This window comes from Rhizobium sp. No.120, assembly GCF_054558365.1.
The window spans coordinates 154778-169643 of sequence record NZ_BAAJNQ010000013.1 but is presented as its reverse complement, the minus strand read 5'-3'; the positions used below and the strand labels follow the sequence as shown (position 1 = coordinate 169643).

Annotated in this window: 10 protein-coding genes and 2 pseudogenes; 7 read left to right on the top strand and 5 right to left on the bottom strand. The window is 59.3% G+C overall.

Features of this window, described 5'->3' with window-relative positions; translation table 11 throughout:
• Positions 1-1498 (top strand): electron transfer flavoprotein-ubiquinone oxidoreductase (locus ACYJRZ_RS26720; RefSeq protein WP_459463780.1); only part of this gene is annotated, 1498 nt, incomplete at its 5' end.
• Between the two features lie 80 nt (positions 1499-1578).
• On the opposite strand, the gene ACYJRZ_RS26715 is transcribed toward ACYJRZ_RS26720, so the two are convergent.
• The 3 genes from ACYJRZ_RS26715 to ACYJRZ_RS26705 form a co-directional block, all read right to left on the bottom strand.
• On the bottom strand, positions 1579-2958 hold the full coding sequence (locus tag ACYJRZ_RS26715; RefSeq protein ID WP_245337528.1) for an NAD(P)/FAD-dependent oxidoreductase: 1380 nt from the start codon (positions 2956-2958) through the stop codon (positions 1579-1581).
• 17 nt (positions 2959-2975) lie between these two features.
• On the bottom strand, positions 2976-3224 hold the full coding sequence (locus ACYJRZ_RS26710) for a hypothetical protein (RefSeq protein WP_064334243.1): 249 nt from the start codon (positions 3222-3224) through the stop codon (positions 2976-2978).
• 219 nt (positions 3225-3443) lie between these two features.
• Entirely contained in the window at positions 3444-4805 is a 1362-nt protein-coding gene (locus ACYJRZ_RS26705) for a flavin monoamine oxidase family protein (protein WP_064334242.1), read from the bottom strand.
• Between the two features lie 409 nt (positions 4806-5214).
• Between ACYJRZ_RS26705 and ACYJRZ_RS26700 the strand changes: the two are divergent.
• Both ACYJRZ_RS26700 and ACYJRZ_RS26695 read left to right on the top strand, forming a co-directional pair.
• Positions 5215-5845 (top strand): annotated as a pseudogene (locus ACYJRZ_RS26700) (maleate cis-trans isomerase family protein); the annotation flags it as partial.
• Positions 5772-6251, top strand: coding sequence for a transposase (locus ACYJRZ_RS26695; RefSeq protein ID WP_459463779.1), 480 nt, complete (start codon positions 5772-5774; stop codon positions 6249-6251). The pseudogene ACYJRZ_RS26700 and the gene ACYJRZ_RS26695, both read left to right, overlap by 74 nt.
• Before the next feature lie 67 nt (positions 6252-6318).
• On the opposite strand, the gene ACYJRZ_RS26690 is transcribed toward ACYJRZ_RS26695, so the two are convergent.
• Entirely contained in the window at positions 6319-6867 is a 549-nt protein-coding gene (locus ACYJRZ_RS26690; RefSeq protein WP_459463778.1) for a YqhA family protein, read from the bottom strand.
• A gap of 139 nt (positions 6868-7006) precedes the next feature.
• Entirely contained in the window at positions 7007-7459 is a 453-nt protein-coding gene (locus ACYJRZ_RS26685) for an SgcJ/EcaC family oxidoreductase (protein ID WP_064334239.1), read from the bottom strand.
• A gap of 310 nt (positions 7460-7769) precedes the next feature.
• Here ACYJRZ_RS26685 and ACYJRZ_RS26680 point away from each other — a divergent pair.
• The 4 genes and pseudogenes from ACYJRZ_RS26680 (at position 7770) to ACYJRZ_RS26665 (ending at position 14806) form a co-directional block, all read left to right on the top strand.
• Positions 7770-9055, top strand: a pseudogene (locus tag ACYJRZ_RS26680) (IS701 family transposase).
• A gap of 1912 nt (positions 9056-10967) precedes the next feature.
• Positions 10968-12560, top strand: coding sequence for a Re/Si-specific NAD(P)(+) transhydrogenase subunit alpha (locus tag ACYJRZ_RS26675; protein WP_459463777.1), 1593 nt, complete (start codon positions 10968-10970; stop codon positions 12558-12560).
• 19 nt (positions 12561-12579) lie between these two features.
• Positions 12580-14013, top strand: a complete 1434-nt coding sequence (locus ACYJRZ_RS26670; RefSeq protein ID WP_459463776.1) for an NAD(P)(+) transhydrogenase (Re/Si-specific) subunit beta — start codon at positions 12580-12582, stop codon at positions 14011-14013.
• Positions 14014-14596: 583 nt separating this feature from the next.
• Positions 14597-14806 (top strand): LuxR C-terminal-related transcriptional regulator, encoded by a 210-nt coding sequence (locus ACYJRZ_RS26665; protein WP_440854633.1) that lies wholly within the window; start codon positions 14597-14599, stop codon positions 14804-14806.
• The last annotated feature ends 60 nt before the right edge of the window (positions 14807-14866 follow it).

The following is a 14866-nucleotide window of genomic DNA, read 5'->3' as shown; positions in this document are numbered from 1 at the left end:
GTCGGGCGCCGTCGTCGATCCCATCGGCATCGACCGGCTGCTGCCGGACTGGCGCAAGGACGCCGACCGTCCGTTCAAGACCGAAGTGAAGGACGACCACTTCCTGTTCTTGGGCCCGGCCGGCTCGATCCGCCTGCCGAACTTTTTGATGCCGCCGCTGATGAACAATCACGGCAATTACATCGTCTCTCTCGGCAACGTCTGTCGCTGGCTGGCGACAAAGGCGGAAGAACTCGGCGTCGAAATCTATCCGGGCTTTGCCGCAACCGAAGTGCTCTACAACGACGAGGGTGCCGTCATCGGCGTTGCCACCGGCGACATGGGTATCGAGAGGAACGGCGAGCCGGGACCGAACTTCGCCCGCGGCATGGCGCTGCTCGGCAAATACACGCTGATCGGCGAGGGCGTGCGCGGCTCGCTCGCCAAGCAGCTGATTTCGAAGTTCGATCTGTCGAAAGACCGCGACGTCCAGAAGTTCGGCATCGGCCTGAAAGAGCTCTGGCAGGTTAAGCCCGAGAACCACCGTCCGGGCCTGGTGCAGCACTCGTTCGGCTGGCCGCTCGGCATGAAGACCGGTGGTGGTTCGTTCCTGTACCATCTGGAAGACAACCTCGTCGCGGTCGGCTTCGTCGTGCACCTGAACTATAAGAACCCATACCTCTTCCCGTTCGAGGAGTTCCAGCGGTTCAAGACCCATCCGGCCATCCGCGGCACCTTTGAAGGCGGCAAGCGGCTGTCCTATGGCGCTCGCGCCATCACCGAGGGTGGCTACCAGTCGGTGCCGAAGCTGTCGTTCCCAGGCGGTGCGCTGATCGGCTGTTCGGCCGGTCTCGTCAACGTGCCGCGCATCAAGGGCAGCCACAATGCGGTGCTGTCTGGCATGCTGGCGGCTGACAAACTGGCAGAAGCGATCGCGTCGGGCAGGGCCAATGACGAGCCGGTCGAGATCGAGAACGAATGGCGCCAGACCGATATCGGCAAGGACCTGAAGCGGGTCAGGAACGTCAAGCCGCTGTGGTCGAAATTCGGCACGGCGATCGGCGTGGCACTCGGCGGTCTCGACATGTGGACCAACCAGTTGTTCGGTCTGTCGCTGTTCGGCACGCTGAAGCACGGCAAGAGCGATGCGCAGAGCCTCGAGCCGGCAGCAAAGCACACGAAGATCGATTACCCGAAACCCGATGGCGTGTTGACCTTCGATCGTCTGTCCTCGGTGTTCCTGTCGAACACCAACCACGAGGAGGATCAGCCGGTGCATCTGCAGGTCAAGGACATGAGCCTGCAGAAGCGCTCCGAGCACGACATCTATGCCGGCCCGTCGACGCGCTACTGTCCGGCTGGCGTCTACGAGTGGGTGGAGAAGAACGGCAAGCCGGTCGTCGTCATCAACGCGCAGAACTGCGTGCACTGCAAGACCTGCGACATCAAGGACCCGAACCAGAACATCAACTGGGTGCCGCCGCAGGGCGGCGAAGGCCCGGTCTATCCGAACATGTGAATTTTGCACAGCATCGGCTTATAAAATAGATGATGTCTTCTCCGGCAACCGTTTCGTATGTTGCCTTTAGGCAGTGCACCTCATTCTGGTGCCTCGAAAATGGAGCCCACCAGTTGCCGGCGAGCCTTTCTCCGCAGCGCGCTCCAAGCCAGCCCCTTGCCCAGATAGTCAAAAGGGGTCGGCGGCCATTTCCGCGGCGTCCGGTTGACGATCCAGAAATCGGTGAGGTCGCTGCTGACGTCGTTGAGCATGTGCGAGACGGTCTGGCCGTGCAGATGGTTGATCGCCAGCCCATGGCCCCAGCACCCGCCAACATAGATCACGCGCCGGTCGCCGAGCGTCGTCAGGTGCGGCACCAGGTCCATCGTCCCGGACATGTGCCCGCCCCAAGTCTGGGCGATGCGAATATCGCTCAACTGCGGGAAAATCCGCTTGAGATGCTGCAGTGAAACTTCTCCGCCCTCCGCGCTGGCCGTCGGCTCCATTTCGCCGAACATCGAGTGCCCGCCGTAATAGATCCAGTAGAACTGGATACGACCGTCGGCGGTGGGCGCCATGTAGTGGAACAGGTCGAGCGTACTTTCGATCGCATTGCCGCGCTGCCAACCGATCGCCTGCCATTGTGCGGGCGTCAGGCGCTCCGTCACCGCGCCTCGTGCGAAGACCGGGGATTGAAACCGGCGTAACTCGCGTCCGACAGGGCCTTCAAGCATGTGGGTGAAAGCGTTGGTCGCGATCACCACCGTGCTTGCAAGAATCTCCCCGCGCGGAGTGACGATCCGGACGCCCGATGCCAGGCGCTCGATGTGAATGGCGGGGCTGTTTTCGTAGACACGCGCGCCGGCGGCTTCCGCGAGGCGTTTCAGTTCGCGCACCTGCTTGCAGGGGTTAAGCAGGCCAAGATTGGGATCGAACAATGCCGCCTTGAAATTCGGATTGCCGGCAAATTCCGCCTGCAAGCTAGGCCCGTCCATCCACTGCAGCCCCTGCATGCCGAACTCGGAATACATCGCCTGCAGGGCGCGGGCGTCGTCTACCCAGCGTTCGTCGAAGGCCACCCGCATCAGACCCGGATGCCGGTAGTCACACTGGAGCCCGTTGCTCTCGATGATCTCGCGTGTATAGACCATCGCGCGCAGACAGTAATCGAACGCCGCCTTCGAGCGCTCGAGGCCGTATTTTCGGCGGATAGTGAACTGATCCATACCGAACTGCGGCATGATCCAGCCAGCGGCGCGGCCGCTGGCCCCGAAACCAACGATCTCGCCTTCGATCAGCACGATGCGGCCGGTACCGTCCTTCGCCGCATGCCAGGCAGTGGACATACCGGCGATTCCACCGCCAATGATGGCGACATCGCAATCGATCCGCCCATCCACGGCATGGTTCGGGGCATACATGCCGTAGTCATGCAGCCAGAAGGATTTTCCCGAATGGGGCGCTGATCCGTGAGCCTGCATGATCACAGTGCCTCGTGTCAGTTTGACTGGGGGAGATAGGCGACGGCCGTCGTCTCGACGCGGATCGCCGGGCTGGTAAAGCCGACTACTTCCATGCCCGCGACCGAGGGCCCCTCCTCGCCGTAGAAGGCCTGGCGATGCGGGAACAGCGTCTCGTTGAACTCGTCCACACTGACATTGTAGTAGATGGTTTCGCTGACCACATCGCGCGGCGCGCCGCCGGACTTTGGCAGGGTGCTGCCGAGGATCTCGTAGATCCGCTTCATCTGCGCGGCCGGGTCGTCGGCATGGATTTCGTTGCCTCGTCATCTGTGGACGTCAGGCCACCGATGAAAAGATAATCGCCGGCACGAACGGCCATTGACATACAATAGTGCTTCTCCATCTCAGGAAGCATGTGGAAAAATAGCGGTTTCTTTGGCATGCCAGTTCCTGGTCGAAAATTAAGATATGATCAAGGCAGAGTGGCTTCACTCGATGCGGCGTTAGCCAGTGAGACCGGGCGGCGCCTTAAAGCGACGTGAGGACGTTGGGTTTGAGGCAGAGCGCATTTCAGTTTCCACCTTGTCCGCAGTTAGCAGGCCGGACTCGATTGCGCCGTCCATAAAGCCTACCCAATTTCGCCCGAGATAGTCGCCCGCGAAATGGACATGGCCGTCCGGCGTCTTGAAGGCCTTTGCGATCCGCACGTTCTGTGTCGGCCGCGCCATGTGCCAGGTGCCAAGTGAGAACTCGTCGTTTGCCCAGTCGTGCCCGGTGGTCGAAACTGCCTTCAATTCGGGGTGAAGGCTGGCAAGCACCGCGTTGACTTCGTCGAGGTTCTTCGGGTCGAAAGCCGCGCCATCCGTGCCGAAGCCGACGTAGATGCGGGTTTCGCCCTCTACACGGATGGGGTTGAGGAGGCTAAGTGGTGTGCCGGGCGGAGCGATGACGGCATGGCCGGTGGCTTCGCCTTCCGTGCGGAACAGTACTTTCATGCCCTTTGCGGCATGTTCCTCGTGCGAAAGGACTAGTTTGTCCTGCGCAAGCGCCGGCGTGAACCGGATGTTTTTCAGACAGTTCATCGGGACGGCGCAGACTAGTTTCTTCGCCGTGAAGCGACGGCCGTCACGGGTCGTCGCTGTGACGCCGCGCTCGTCCTGCACCACGTCGGCGACGGGGGAGTTGAGGCGGATGTCGAGATTGGCGCGTTCCGCCATATAGGTGATGAGGGATGTAACGCCACTGTCGACCTTGTAGCGGGCGAGGCAATCGATCATCAGCCCAATATCCCAGCCGGAAATGGACCACCAGCGCAGCTGGGACAGGTATCCGGACTGGTCCAGCGGCGCGTTCGTCTGGGCACTCACCTCAGCGGCGAAGGCTGCTTTCTCGAGCGGCGATAGGCCCATCCGGTCGAGTACGTCCTGAACGCTCAGCGTGTCGAGTTCCTCAGCCTCTGCGATCGCTTCGAGACTGTAGGGCCTGTCCATGCGCGGACCATCCGGCGTATCGCCGGCGAATTTCTTCCAGGCACTTTGAAGGATCGCCCGGAACTCACGGAACTCGATGTCCTGCGGCTTGCCGTCTACCCAGATGGTGAGCGGCGGCAACCAGGGATCTTCATGCAGCTTCAGGCCGGAGCGAACGAATTCTGCCCAGACATAGGGCTGGAACCAGTGGATCCACGTACAGCCCAACTCAACCTTATGGCCGTCGAGGTCCGACGTCCAGGCGCGCCCGCCGATGCGATCTCGCGCCTCAAGCACGGCGACCTTGCGGCCGTTGTTCTTCAATTCGCGGGCCGCCGTGACGCCGGCGAAGCCGGCACCAAGCACGATGACGTCGAAATCGGTTTCTTGTTCCATGCAAATTCCCCCTCAATGACGGCATGCCGTGATCGGTGACGGGCTCGCCGATGCGGCAGTCGCGATCTTGTGAAGCCCGTAAGATCGCCTCCTCAAGCGCCCGAATTTATTATTCAAAGTTATATTACGACTGGGTATACGGCAAGCACCGTTCAATCTCTGCGCGCCATTCAGATGTCGCCGTTTCTAATAAAAGGTTAGCGCGGAAGGCGGGCGATGAGGCTGGGAAACTTGAGAAAATAACTTTTAAATCAATCTGTTGACGCAAATCGCTTTGAGGCCACCCAAAACTCTCTCTGGCCGGATGGAATAATGAAAGCATTTGGCGTTTTGGGGCTTACCTTGTCTTGATATTTCACGGTATGAATAATTAATGTGGTGAAACCTACTCGAAACAAGGGTCCAGCAAATGAAGCGCTTTCGTATTGGTCAGATCGTTCCGAGCTCCAACATCACGATGGAAACGAAAATACCGGCACTATTGCGGGCTCGCGAACTCGTGTCGCCAGAGCGGTTCACTTTTCACTCCTCCCGCATGCGGATGAAGCATGTAACCGCCGAGGAATTGAAGGCCACAGGGACAGCGACCATTGCCCCTCGAACTTTCGGACGCGCGCGTCGATGTTATGGGTTATGCCTGTCTGGTAGCAATCATGGCAATGGGGCATGGCTACCATCGCCAGTCACGGGAGCGCCTGCACAAGGCGACGGTCGACAACGGCAATCCCGCACCAGTGGTGACGTCGGCCGGTGCGCTGGTCGAGGGCATCCAGGCGATGGGCGCGAAGAAAATCGCGCTCGTCGCGCCTTACATGAAGCCGCTCACTGAGCTCGTCGTGGACTACATCCGCAACGAAGGCATCGAGGTCAGCGTATGGCGCGCGCTCGAAATTTCCGACAACCTCGCGGTGGCCGCACACGATCCGATGAAGCTGCCCGGCATTGTCCGTTCGATGGACACGAGCGATGTCAATGCCATCGTGCTGTCCGCCTGCGTTCAGATGCCCTCGCTGGCGGCTGAGCGCGCCATGGATCGTCAATGCGCCGATGAACTGCCGCATCTTCGAAACATGGGTCGACACCCAGCTTGCCCCGACGTTGTCAAAAGGCGATGTCGTCATCCTCGACAATGTCGGTTTCCATAAAAGCGAGCGTGCCGAACAGTTGGTCAAGGCGAAAGGGGCGTGGCTTCTCTTCCTGCCGCCTTATTCGCCGGACCTGAACCCCATCGAAATAGCATTCTCAAAACTCAAAGCGCTTCTGCGAAAGCGAGCCGCTCGCAGCTTCGATACGATTACGCAGGCGCTCGGCGACATCATGGGCCTCTTCTCAGTCGCAGAATTCCTCCGTGAGAAGGCCGAAGGTTACATCGAACTGCGCCACTCGCTCGGCTACTCTTTTCAGCAAACACGCCGGCACGTTGCGGGCTTTCGCCCGCTGCGTTGAACGCGCTCAGTTCGATCCGCCCGCCACCCGGATGATGGCGAGGTCGCCCCACAGCAATCTTGGCTCTCTACTCAAGAGGGGATGCTGCAGCGCCAATGCGATGCAAGCTATGCGTGTTTTTCATGATATTTTCAAGCAGCCCCATCAGCAAAGCGGACACCACAAACGCCAGATGTATACCGGTCAATACCACGAGCTGGGAGCTCTCGTATTGGCCCGCGTTCAGAAAAATTTGAAGCAGATGTATCGACGAGATAGCAACGATGGATGAAGCGACCTTAATCTTCAAGCTCCCGGAATCAAGCTTACCCATGAACGAGACCTCGCGGTCGGAGTGTTTCTCCGCTTCATCAAATCGACTTACGAATTTCTCGTAGCCAGAAATCATCACCATAACGATCAGCCCGCCGACCAATGCGCCATCAATCAGCCATAATATAGACAGGATCATGTCTTCTGCGCTGGCATCCAAAACAGAACCCGCTAGATTGATGAATTTCAATCCGAATGAAACGCTATAGAGCGCCAGCGCTGCAGCTAATCCAAAGTAAAAAATAACGAGTATCCGGCGTCTATACAGGATGACGCGCTCGATGAGCATTTGCAATGACTTCATAACTATACATATCAACTCGGTTTCTGGAGAGGATTCATCGTCGAGTTTATATTTGCTTCAGGAGGTTAAAGGTTCGGCGCCCGTTCTCTGATTGCAAAGGGAGGCGGGAGTGTCGGTGATTCGGACACTCCCTAAAAGCTCAGCTAGGCTCTCTTTCAGGCATGGCAGAAGAATGATGCGACGAAATCAGCCATTTGCCGTTCTTGAATTCGTAGGTGAAGGTATAACGCGCAGGGACCTCGGTGCCGTCCTTCAACGTAAAGGTGTAGATGCCCGTGTCGATGGCATCGTTGCAGCCGAGTTTGATCGTCCGGCTGTCGATTTCCCCCTTGGGATGCTTTTGCAGGAATTCAGCGAAGTATTCGGCGCGTTCCTTCTGGGTCAGGCGTGGTTTGTTCGAAAGCGTAGGCAGAAGAAGGGCATCAGCTGCATAATTTTCTACGACCTTTTCGGGATCAAGCGTCGATAGAGAGGCGTTCCATCGATCAAACAGATGCTCGACCTGTGTTTTAGTGATCGGCGTGCATTCGGTGGCAAGGGCCGGCGTCGCCAGCAGAGCCGCGAAGGAAGCGGCGAGTAAGTGCCTTTTCATCTCAGTCTCCATCAACGTTTGTTTTCTATCCGCAATGCGGAGGCGCGACGTAGTTATCCCAGCCTATGCAGTCCAGATCTGCAGTCCAGATCGTTCCGAATGATTTGTGGTCGCCGGGCGCGAACAGTGCGCGATATGGATAAGTTGAGCGCAATTGGGAGCTCTTCGGCGGCGGAAGTCGGCTCGGCGGAGCGATATCCGGTTGCTTAGTCTTACTGAGTCACAAATCCTGGGATTCTCGCTGAGCAATGCTGTGCTAGCGTAAGCGATTCGTAGTCAGCAGGAGAACGCTGAGATGAATGGCCTGAGCATGGGAAGTGAAGCAGCCTTTGCGGCTTATGTCCATAAGCCGGTCGATGTGATCGGGCACGCCGATCGGGCGGAGCCGCTCAACGATTATTGCCTCGGACTAATGCTGCCGGTGGACCGCAAGAGTGTCGAGGCTCTGGCGGCGGTGACGGCGCCAGCGCGGGCATCGGCCAACCGTGTCTGACGAGGCTCTCCTGGCGCGGGTTCGTGACTTGGTGCTGCCGCTGATCGAGCAGAATGGGCGTATTGAGGCTTAGATCGTGGATGACACCGGGTTCCCCAAGAAGGGCAAGCATTCGGTCGGGGTTGCGCGGCAATATTGCGGCCAGCTCGGCAAGCAGGACAACTGCCAGGTCGCGGGCAGCCTCTCGATCGCCAACGTCGCGGCGAGCTCGCCGATTGCCTATCGGCTGTATTTGTCCGAGATCTGGGCCGATGATCCCGCGCGGCGGCGCAAGGCGAAGATTCCTGACAGCGTCGCGCTCCAGACGAAGCCCGCAATCGCGCTCGACCAGATCCGCGCCGCTCAAGCGGACGGAGTTGCGCCCGGCGTGGTTTTGGCCGACGCCGGCTATGGCGCGGACGGCGCATTCCGCACCGGCCTGTCGGCGCTCGGCCTCGACTATGTCGTGGCAACCGACACTTATTAGTGTCTGGCGACCCAGCGAGGAACCATTGCAGCCCAAGCCCTGGCGTGGAAAGGGTTGGCCAACCCCGCTGATGCGTCGCAGTCCTGAACACAGACCGATATCGGTGAAAGCGATGGCACAGGAGCTGCCGCACGAAGCCTGGCAGACCATTGGCTGGCGGGAAGGAACGAACACCGATCTCAGTTCCCGCTTTGCCGCCGTGCGCGTCAGGCCCGCCTCCAGGGGTTACAATTTGACTGCCCCCGTGCCGAGGAATGGCTGCTGATCGAATGGCCCGAGGGCGACACCGAGCCGCTCAAGTACTGGCTCTCCACTCTCGCCGCCGACGCTTCGCTCGCAACGCTCGTCAGCACCGCCAAGCTACGCTGGCGTATCGAGCGCGACTATCAGGACCTCAAGCAGGAACTCGGGCTCGGCCATTACGAGGGGGCGCGGCTGGCGCGGCTTCCATCATCATGCAAGCCTTTGCATTGCCGCTAACGGATTCCTCATCTCCCAAAGGGAGAAGATTCCCCCCTCAGCGCCGATCAAAACCAAAAACCGCCCGGAACCTAACGTTCCCGAAGGTTACCGACTCCGCGGATCCCCCGATCCGACCCGAACGACACACGCCAAATTCGATCGCAACCGTCCGTAGGCACTTGACCGTCGCACTCAGTCCCAACCTTCAGAGATTTCCATGCTGCACCAGGATCAATGCCGCTAGAACCTACAAACTTGTGACGCAGTAAGACTAGCAGGCTGTTTAAAAAGAAACTGGCCTGGAGGCTTTCGCCGTGATTTCACTCACGTCGAGTTTTGGAGTCATGCATGCGCGGCGGCGATGTGAGGGCGGGTGAACTCTTCAGCTATGTCGATCTGGAGGATCGAGTTCGTCGTGATCATCCACTGCGCAGAGCACCGCCCGCCTCATGTCCGTGCCCGGCGTGGGACCGCTATGGCAGTCGAGGCTTTCGCGCCCACCATGGTGACCTTCAATGACGACCAAGAACGAAGATTACAAGGATTCCGCTCTGGCTGCAGCGTAGCAGGTGATGAGCTAAAGTCAGGACGGATCGTCGGCGTGTGAGGAGGTCAGCGAACGGTAAGGACGAAAATCGGTGAGAGTAGGGCTCGTCGAGCTGACTTTGCACGAGGTCCGCGTAGCTCCATACCGGCCAGCGGTCGTATCCGTGGCACCCCTGGTCACGGTGGCTCGTTCAAGTCCGTGAGATGCTGTCCAAAGGGCGCTGATTTTCTGCAGTTATTCTGGTGCTTCCTCTAATCGACTTCTAGAAATCCCTCGAGGATCGATCTGCGAGTGATTGTTGGCGCAGCCTACCGGTCCCGCACGTCGATCTTGCAAGCCTGAAGGCTTTGGCAGGATTGTCGAAAGACGCTCTTGCGTGATCACAATCTGCGTTAATGGGCGCAGCATTGGTCTCTCACGGAACGAGTCGGAGAGATATCCAGCCCCGCCAGTCCATGACATATCAGTTCGATCTGTTTTCGGCCCGGGAAGGCAGCGGGGACCCTGCATTGGCCGGAGGAAACACACCAGGCGCTGACGGCGCTCATGCACGCAAACTGCGTGGGGGTGCCTCACACCAGAAGGAAGCCGGTCATGATGCATGAGAAGATCGGCCCGCATGAGCGGAAGGCCGTCCTATAAGTTCGGTTGTCCACGGCTCACCAGGTTCTCCACAATCGCGAAAGCGGCGCCCTCCAATATTCCACGCGCGACCGGCTGGCAGCGCCTGGATAGGCGCACATCGACACTACCAACGGGGCGGGCGTCAACCAAGTGCTCATCCGCTGCTTTTTCGGCAGCAGGGAAGAACCGTTTCATGACGCCTTCCGTCCAGTGGAGGAGTGTTACTTGCCGGGGCGGCAGCAAGTTCTTTGGACGTACGCCCGGCGGCTTCGGTTATACTGCCTCCGGCCATTAACCTCTGCTGGTGTCCAACCATGGCGGACCTCGGATTAATTATTCAATAGCATAAAAGATTTCCGTTACGAATCCCCATGTACGTGGACAATTCTTGATGAGGTTGACAATTTCAGCATTGTTAATTATTCAAGAATGGAATAAACACGGGACATGGCACGATAGAGATGTGCTTTTTATCTATTGAACATAGCCATGCCACCCCGACGCTGGCTCGGTTGGGCGCTCGCAGCAATCGGTGGTCCGCGCGCCAAGGTGATCGTGCCACTAGAAAGTCCAAACCTTGATCATCCGCTTGGCCGTGTTTCCGACGGCTTGAATGCCGCGCCGATTGCGGGGTCGCACGACCCCTTTCGACAGGTCAACTTCGGTCGTCACCGGCGAAGCGGCCTGGATGCGCCCGACGAATTCGGAGGCCGTGCATTACCTCGCGAGCCTCGCTGCCAAAGTTGATAATACACCTCTGGAAGAATTAGGATTTATGGGAATACCCACTTGATGATGTGTGAGATGAAATTCCGACGCCATCCCCGACACGATAGTGGCTTGGATGGACTGTCAAGATTAACAAAGAAACCTCTTACCACGCGATAAACCGATAATTTCGAGAGGAATAATAAGTATGTCAAACAAGGTTGGGGCACCTCGGGAGATCAATACGGGCGAGTCGCGTGTGGCGCTGACACCTGACAGCGCGGTGCAACTTGCGAAACTTGGCTATAGCAGCATCATCGAAACGGGTGCTGGCGTTGCGGCTGGTTTCTCCGATGATGCCTATCGCGCCGCAGGCGTTGAGGTGGCGCCTTCGGCAGAAGCGCTTTGGGCTTCGGCAGATGTGGTCGTCAAGGTACGGCCGCCCGAACCGAGCGAGGGCGCGTATCTGTCTGCGGACAAGACGCTGATCTCGTTCTTCTATCCCGGCCAGAATGCCGAGCTGCTGGAGCTTGCCAAGGCGAAGGGCGCCAACGTCATCGCCATGGACATGGTTCCGCGCATTAGTCGCGCCCAGAAGATGGACGCGCTGTCGTCGATGGCCAATATCGCCGGCTATCGCGCGGTGATCGAGGCCGGCAACAATTTCGGCCGCTTCTTTACCGGCCAGGTGACGGCCGCCGGCAAGGTGCCGCCGGCCAAGGTCCTGGTGATCGGTGCGGGCGTCGCCGGTCTTGCTGCGATCGGGGTCGCCACCTCGCTTGGTGCCCAGACCTATGCATTTGACGTGCGTCCCGAGGTCGCCGAACAGATCGAGAGCATGGGGGCCGAATTCGTCTATCTCGATTTTGCCGATGGTGAGGGGGGCGCTCAACAGGATGGCGCTGCAACAGGCGGCTATGCGGCGCCCTCTTCACCGGAATTCCGCGAGAAGCAGCTTGCCAAGTTCCGCGAGCTTGCGCCTCAGATCGATATCGTCATCACCACGGCGCTGATCCCCGGCCGCGATGCGCCGAAACTCTGGCTTGCCGACATGGTGGCCGCGATGAAGCCGGGATCGGTGGTGGTCGACCTTGCCGCCGAGCGCGGCGGCAACTGCGAGCTGACGGTTGCCGATCAGCGGATCGTCTCCGACAACGGCGTCGTCGTCATCGGCTATACCGATTTCCCGAGCCGCATGGCCGCGCAGGCATCGACGCTCTATGCCACCAATATCCGGCATATGCTGACGGACCTGACGCCGGGCAAGGATGGCAAGCTCGTCCACAACATGGAAGACGACGTCATCCGTGGCGCGACCGTCACCTTCGAGGGTGCGATCACCTATCCGCCGCCACCGCCGAAGATCGCCGCGATCGCGGCGCAGAAACCAAAGGAGAAGGTGAAGGAACCAACGCCGGAAGAAAAGCGAGCCATCGAGGCCGCGGCCTTCATGGCCCAGACGAAGAGCCAGTTGGCGCTTCTTACCATCGGCACGGCGCTGCTGCTTCCCGTCGGTGCCTTTGCGCCGCCGGCCTTCATGAGCCACTTCGTCGTCTTCGTGCTCGCCTGCTTTGTCGGTTTCCAGGTCATCTGGAACGTCTCGCATTCGCTGCACACGCCGCTCATGGCCGTCACCAACGCGGTCTCCGGCATCGTCATTCTCGGCGCTCTGCTGCAGATCGGGTCTGGCAACTGGCTGGTGGTGCTGCTTGCGGCGCTCTCGGTGCTGATCGCCATGATTAACATCGTCGGCGGCTTCCTCGTCACGCGGCGCATGCTCGCCATGTTCCAGAAATCCTGATCGGGCAGGGGTAAACATCATGATGATCGGTATCGTAACGGCCGCCTATATTGCGGCAGCCGTTCTCTTCATCCTCTCGCTCGGCGGGCTCTCGGGCCAGGAAAGCGCCAAGCGCGCCGTCTGGTATGGCATGACCGGCATGGGCCTTGCCATTGTCGCCACGGTCTTCGGACCTGATGTCGGCAACTGGTTCATCATCGCCCTGATGATTGCGGGTGGTGCCGTGCTCGGCCACTTCGTCGCTTCCCGCGTGCAGATGACCGAGATGCCGCAGCTGGTTGCAGCGCTGCATTCCTTCGTCGGTCTCGCCGCCGTGTTCATCGGCTTCAACGCCCACATCGAAGCGACTGACGTTGCCGGCCTCGATGCGGCGGCCCGCTCTGCACTGACCGGCTTTGCCGCGATCCTTGCACACAAGGAGCCGGTGGAACTGTCGATCATGAAGGTCGAGGTGTTCCTCGGCGTCTTCATCGGCGCCGTCACCTTCACCGGCTCGGTCATCGCCTTCGGCAAGCTTGCCGGCAAGGTCGACGGCAAGGCAAAGAAGCTGCCGGGCGGTCATCTGCTCAACGCGGGCGCCGCACTGCTCTCGCTGGTGCTGCTGGTGCTCTACGTCAATGGTGCCGGCACCTGGACGCTGCTCGTCATGACGGCTCTCGCCTTCTTCATAGGCTACCACCTGATCATGGGCATCGGCGGCGCCGACATGCCGGTCGTCGTCTCGATGCTGAACTCCTATTCCGGCTGGGCGGCCGCCGCCATCGGCTTCACGCTCGGCAACGACCTCTTGATCGTCACCGGTGCGCTGGTTGGCTCATCGGGTGCGATCCTCTCCTACATCATGTGCAAGGCGATGAACCGCTCGTTCGTCTCGGTCATCCTCGGTGGCTTCGGCGCGACCACGGGTCCGGCGATGGAAATTACCGGCGAGCAGATCGCCATTGATGCCGATGGCGTAGCCGCAGCCCTCAACGATGCCGACAGTGTCATCATCGTGCCGGGCTACGGCATGGCTGTGGCGCAGGCACAGCAGTCGGTCTCGGAACTGACCCGCAAGCTGCGGGCGGCCGGCAAGAACGTCCGCTTCGCCATTCACCCGGTCGCCGGCCGTCTGCCGGGCCACATGAACGTGCTCTTGGCCGAGGCGAAGGTTCCCTACGACATCGTGCTCGAGATGGACGAGATCAACGAGGACTTCCCTGAGACGGACGTCGTCATCGTCATCGGCTCCAACGACATCGTCAATCCTGCCGCCCAGGAGGATCCGAACTCGCCGATATCCGGCATGCCGGTGCTCGAAGTCTGGAAGGCCAAGCAGGTGTTCGTCTCCAAGCGTGGTCAGGGCACCGGTTATTCCGGCATCGAGAACCCGCTGTTCTACAAGGACAATACCCGCATGTTTTACGGCGACGCCAAGAAGAGCATCGACCAGTTGCTACCGGCGCTGGCATGAGCGGGGAATTCGCGATGAAAAAAGGGATCCCCGAAAAGTTGGAGCTCGATACGATCGCCTTGTGGCAGGAAAGGCCCGCGCCAAACAATGCAAGCGCGGCACGCACCTCCAACGGGATCGCTCCCGCCACCTAGGCCATCTCGCTCGCGTCGTAGCCGCCCGCTACGGGCAGGGTCGAATATAAAGTTCAGAGGTTTTGGCAGTGAAACTTGGTGAGTGACTGAAAACTGCGCTTTGAAAGACGATGCTTCGACGAACTAGTTCGTTTGATTGGCCGTTGCAATTCCGAAATGGGCTGTGTGTTACATTTTTGCTTTTGTGAGTTCAGTTGTAGGCAAAGCAACACTGCTCAAATCACCGTCCAGTTCCATAAACTACATTATGCGATATGTTATATCATAACATACGTCATGCGGTAGATATTACGAATTCCCAGCCTCCTCCCGAGGCACCTCGGCTGCCGTCGCATAGGTTCCGACGGCAGCCACTTTTTCTCGGGGCGCCGCCGTCTCGGCTTTCATCGCGACGTCGATGCTGCCGTCCCCTACCACACCTGCCGCCGACCGCGGGGCAACTAAGTGCGATGTTTGTCATGAAGGAACGGATACTTTCACCACTTGAAAAAACCTGCCTTCGATGGATTGCTCGCGGCAGGACCATCGCAGAAATCGCTTCGCTTGAAGGAAAAGCCTTGGTCGAAATCGAACAACACTTGGAGAATGCCTGTGCTTCGCTCGGGGCAGCGTCGATCGAGCAGGCACTAGAGAGGGCAAACCTTTCCGAGTCCGATTGATTGGAGATTGGAGAGAGCGGTCCAGAGGCGCTGCCCGCCGGGGATGGGTGTTGGGTCCGT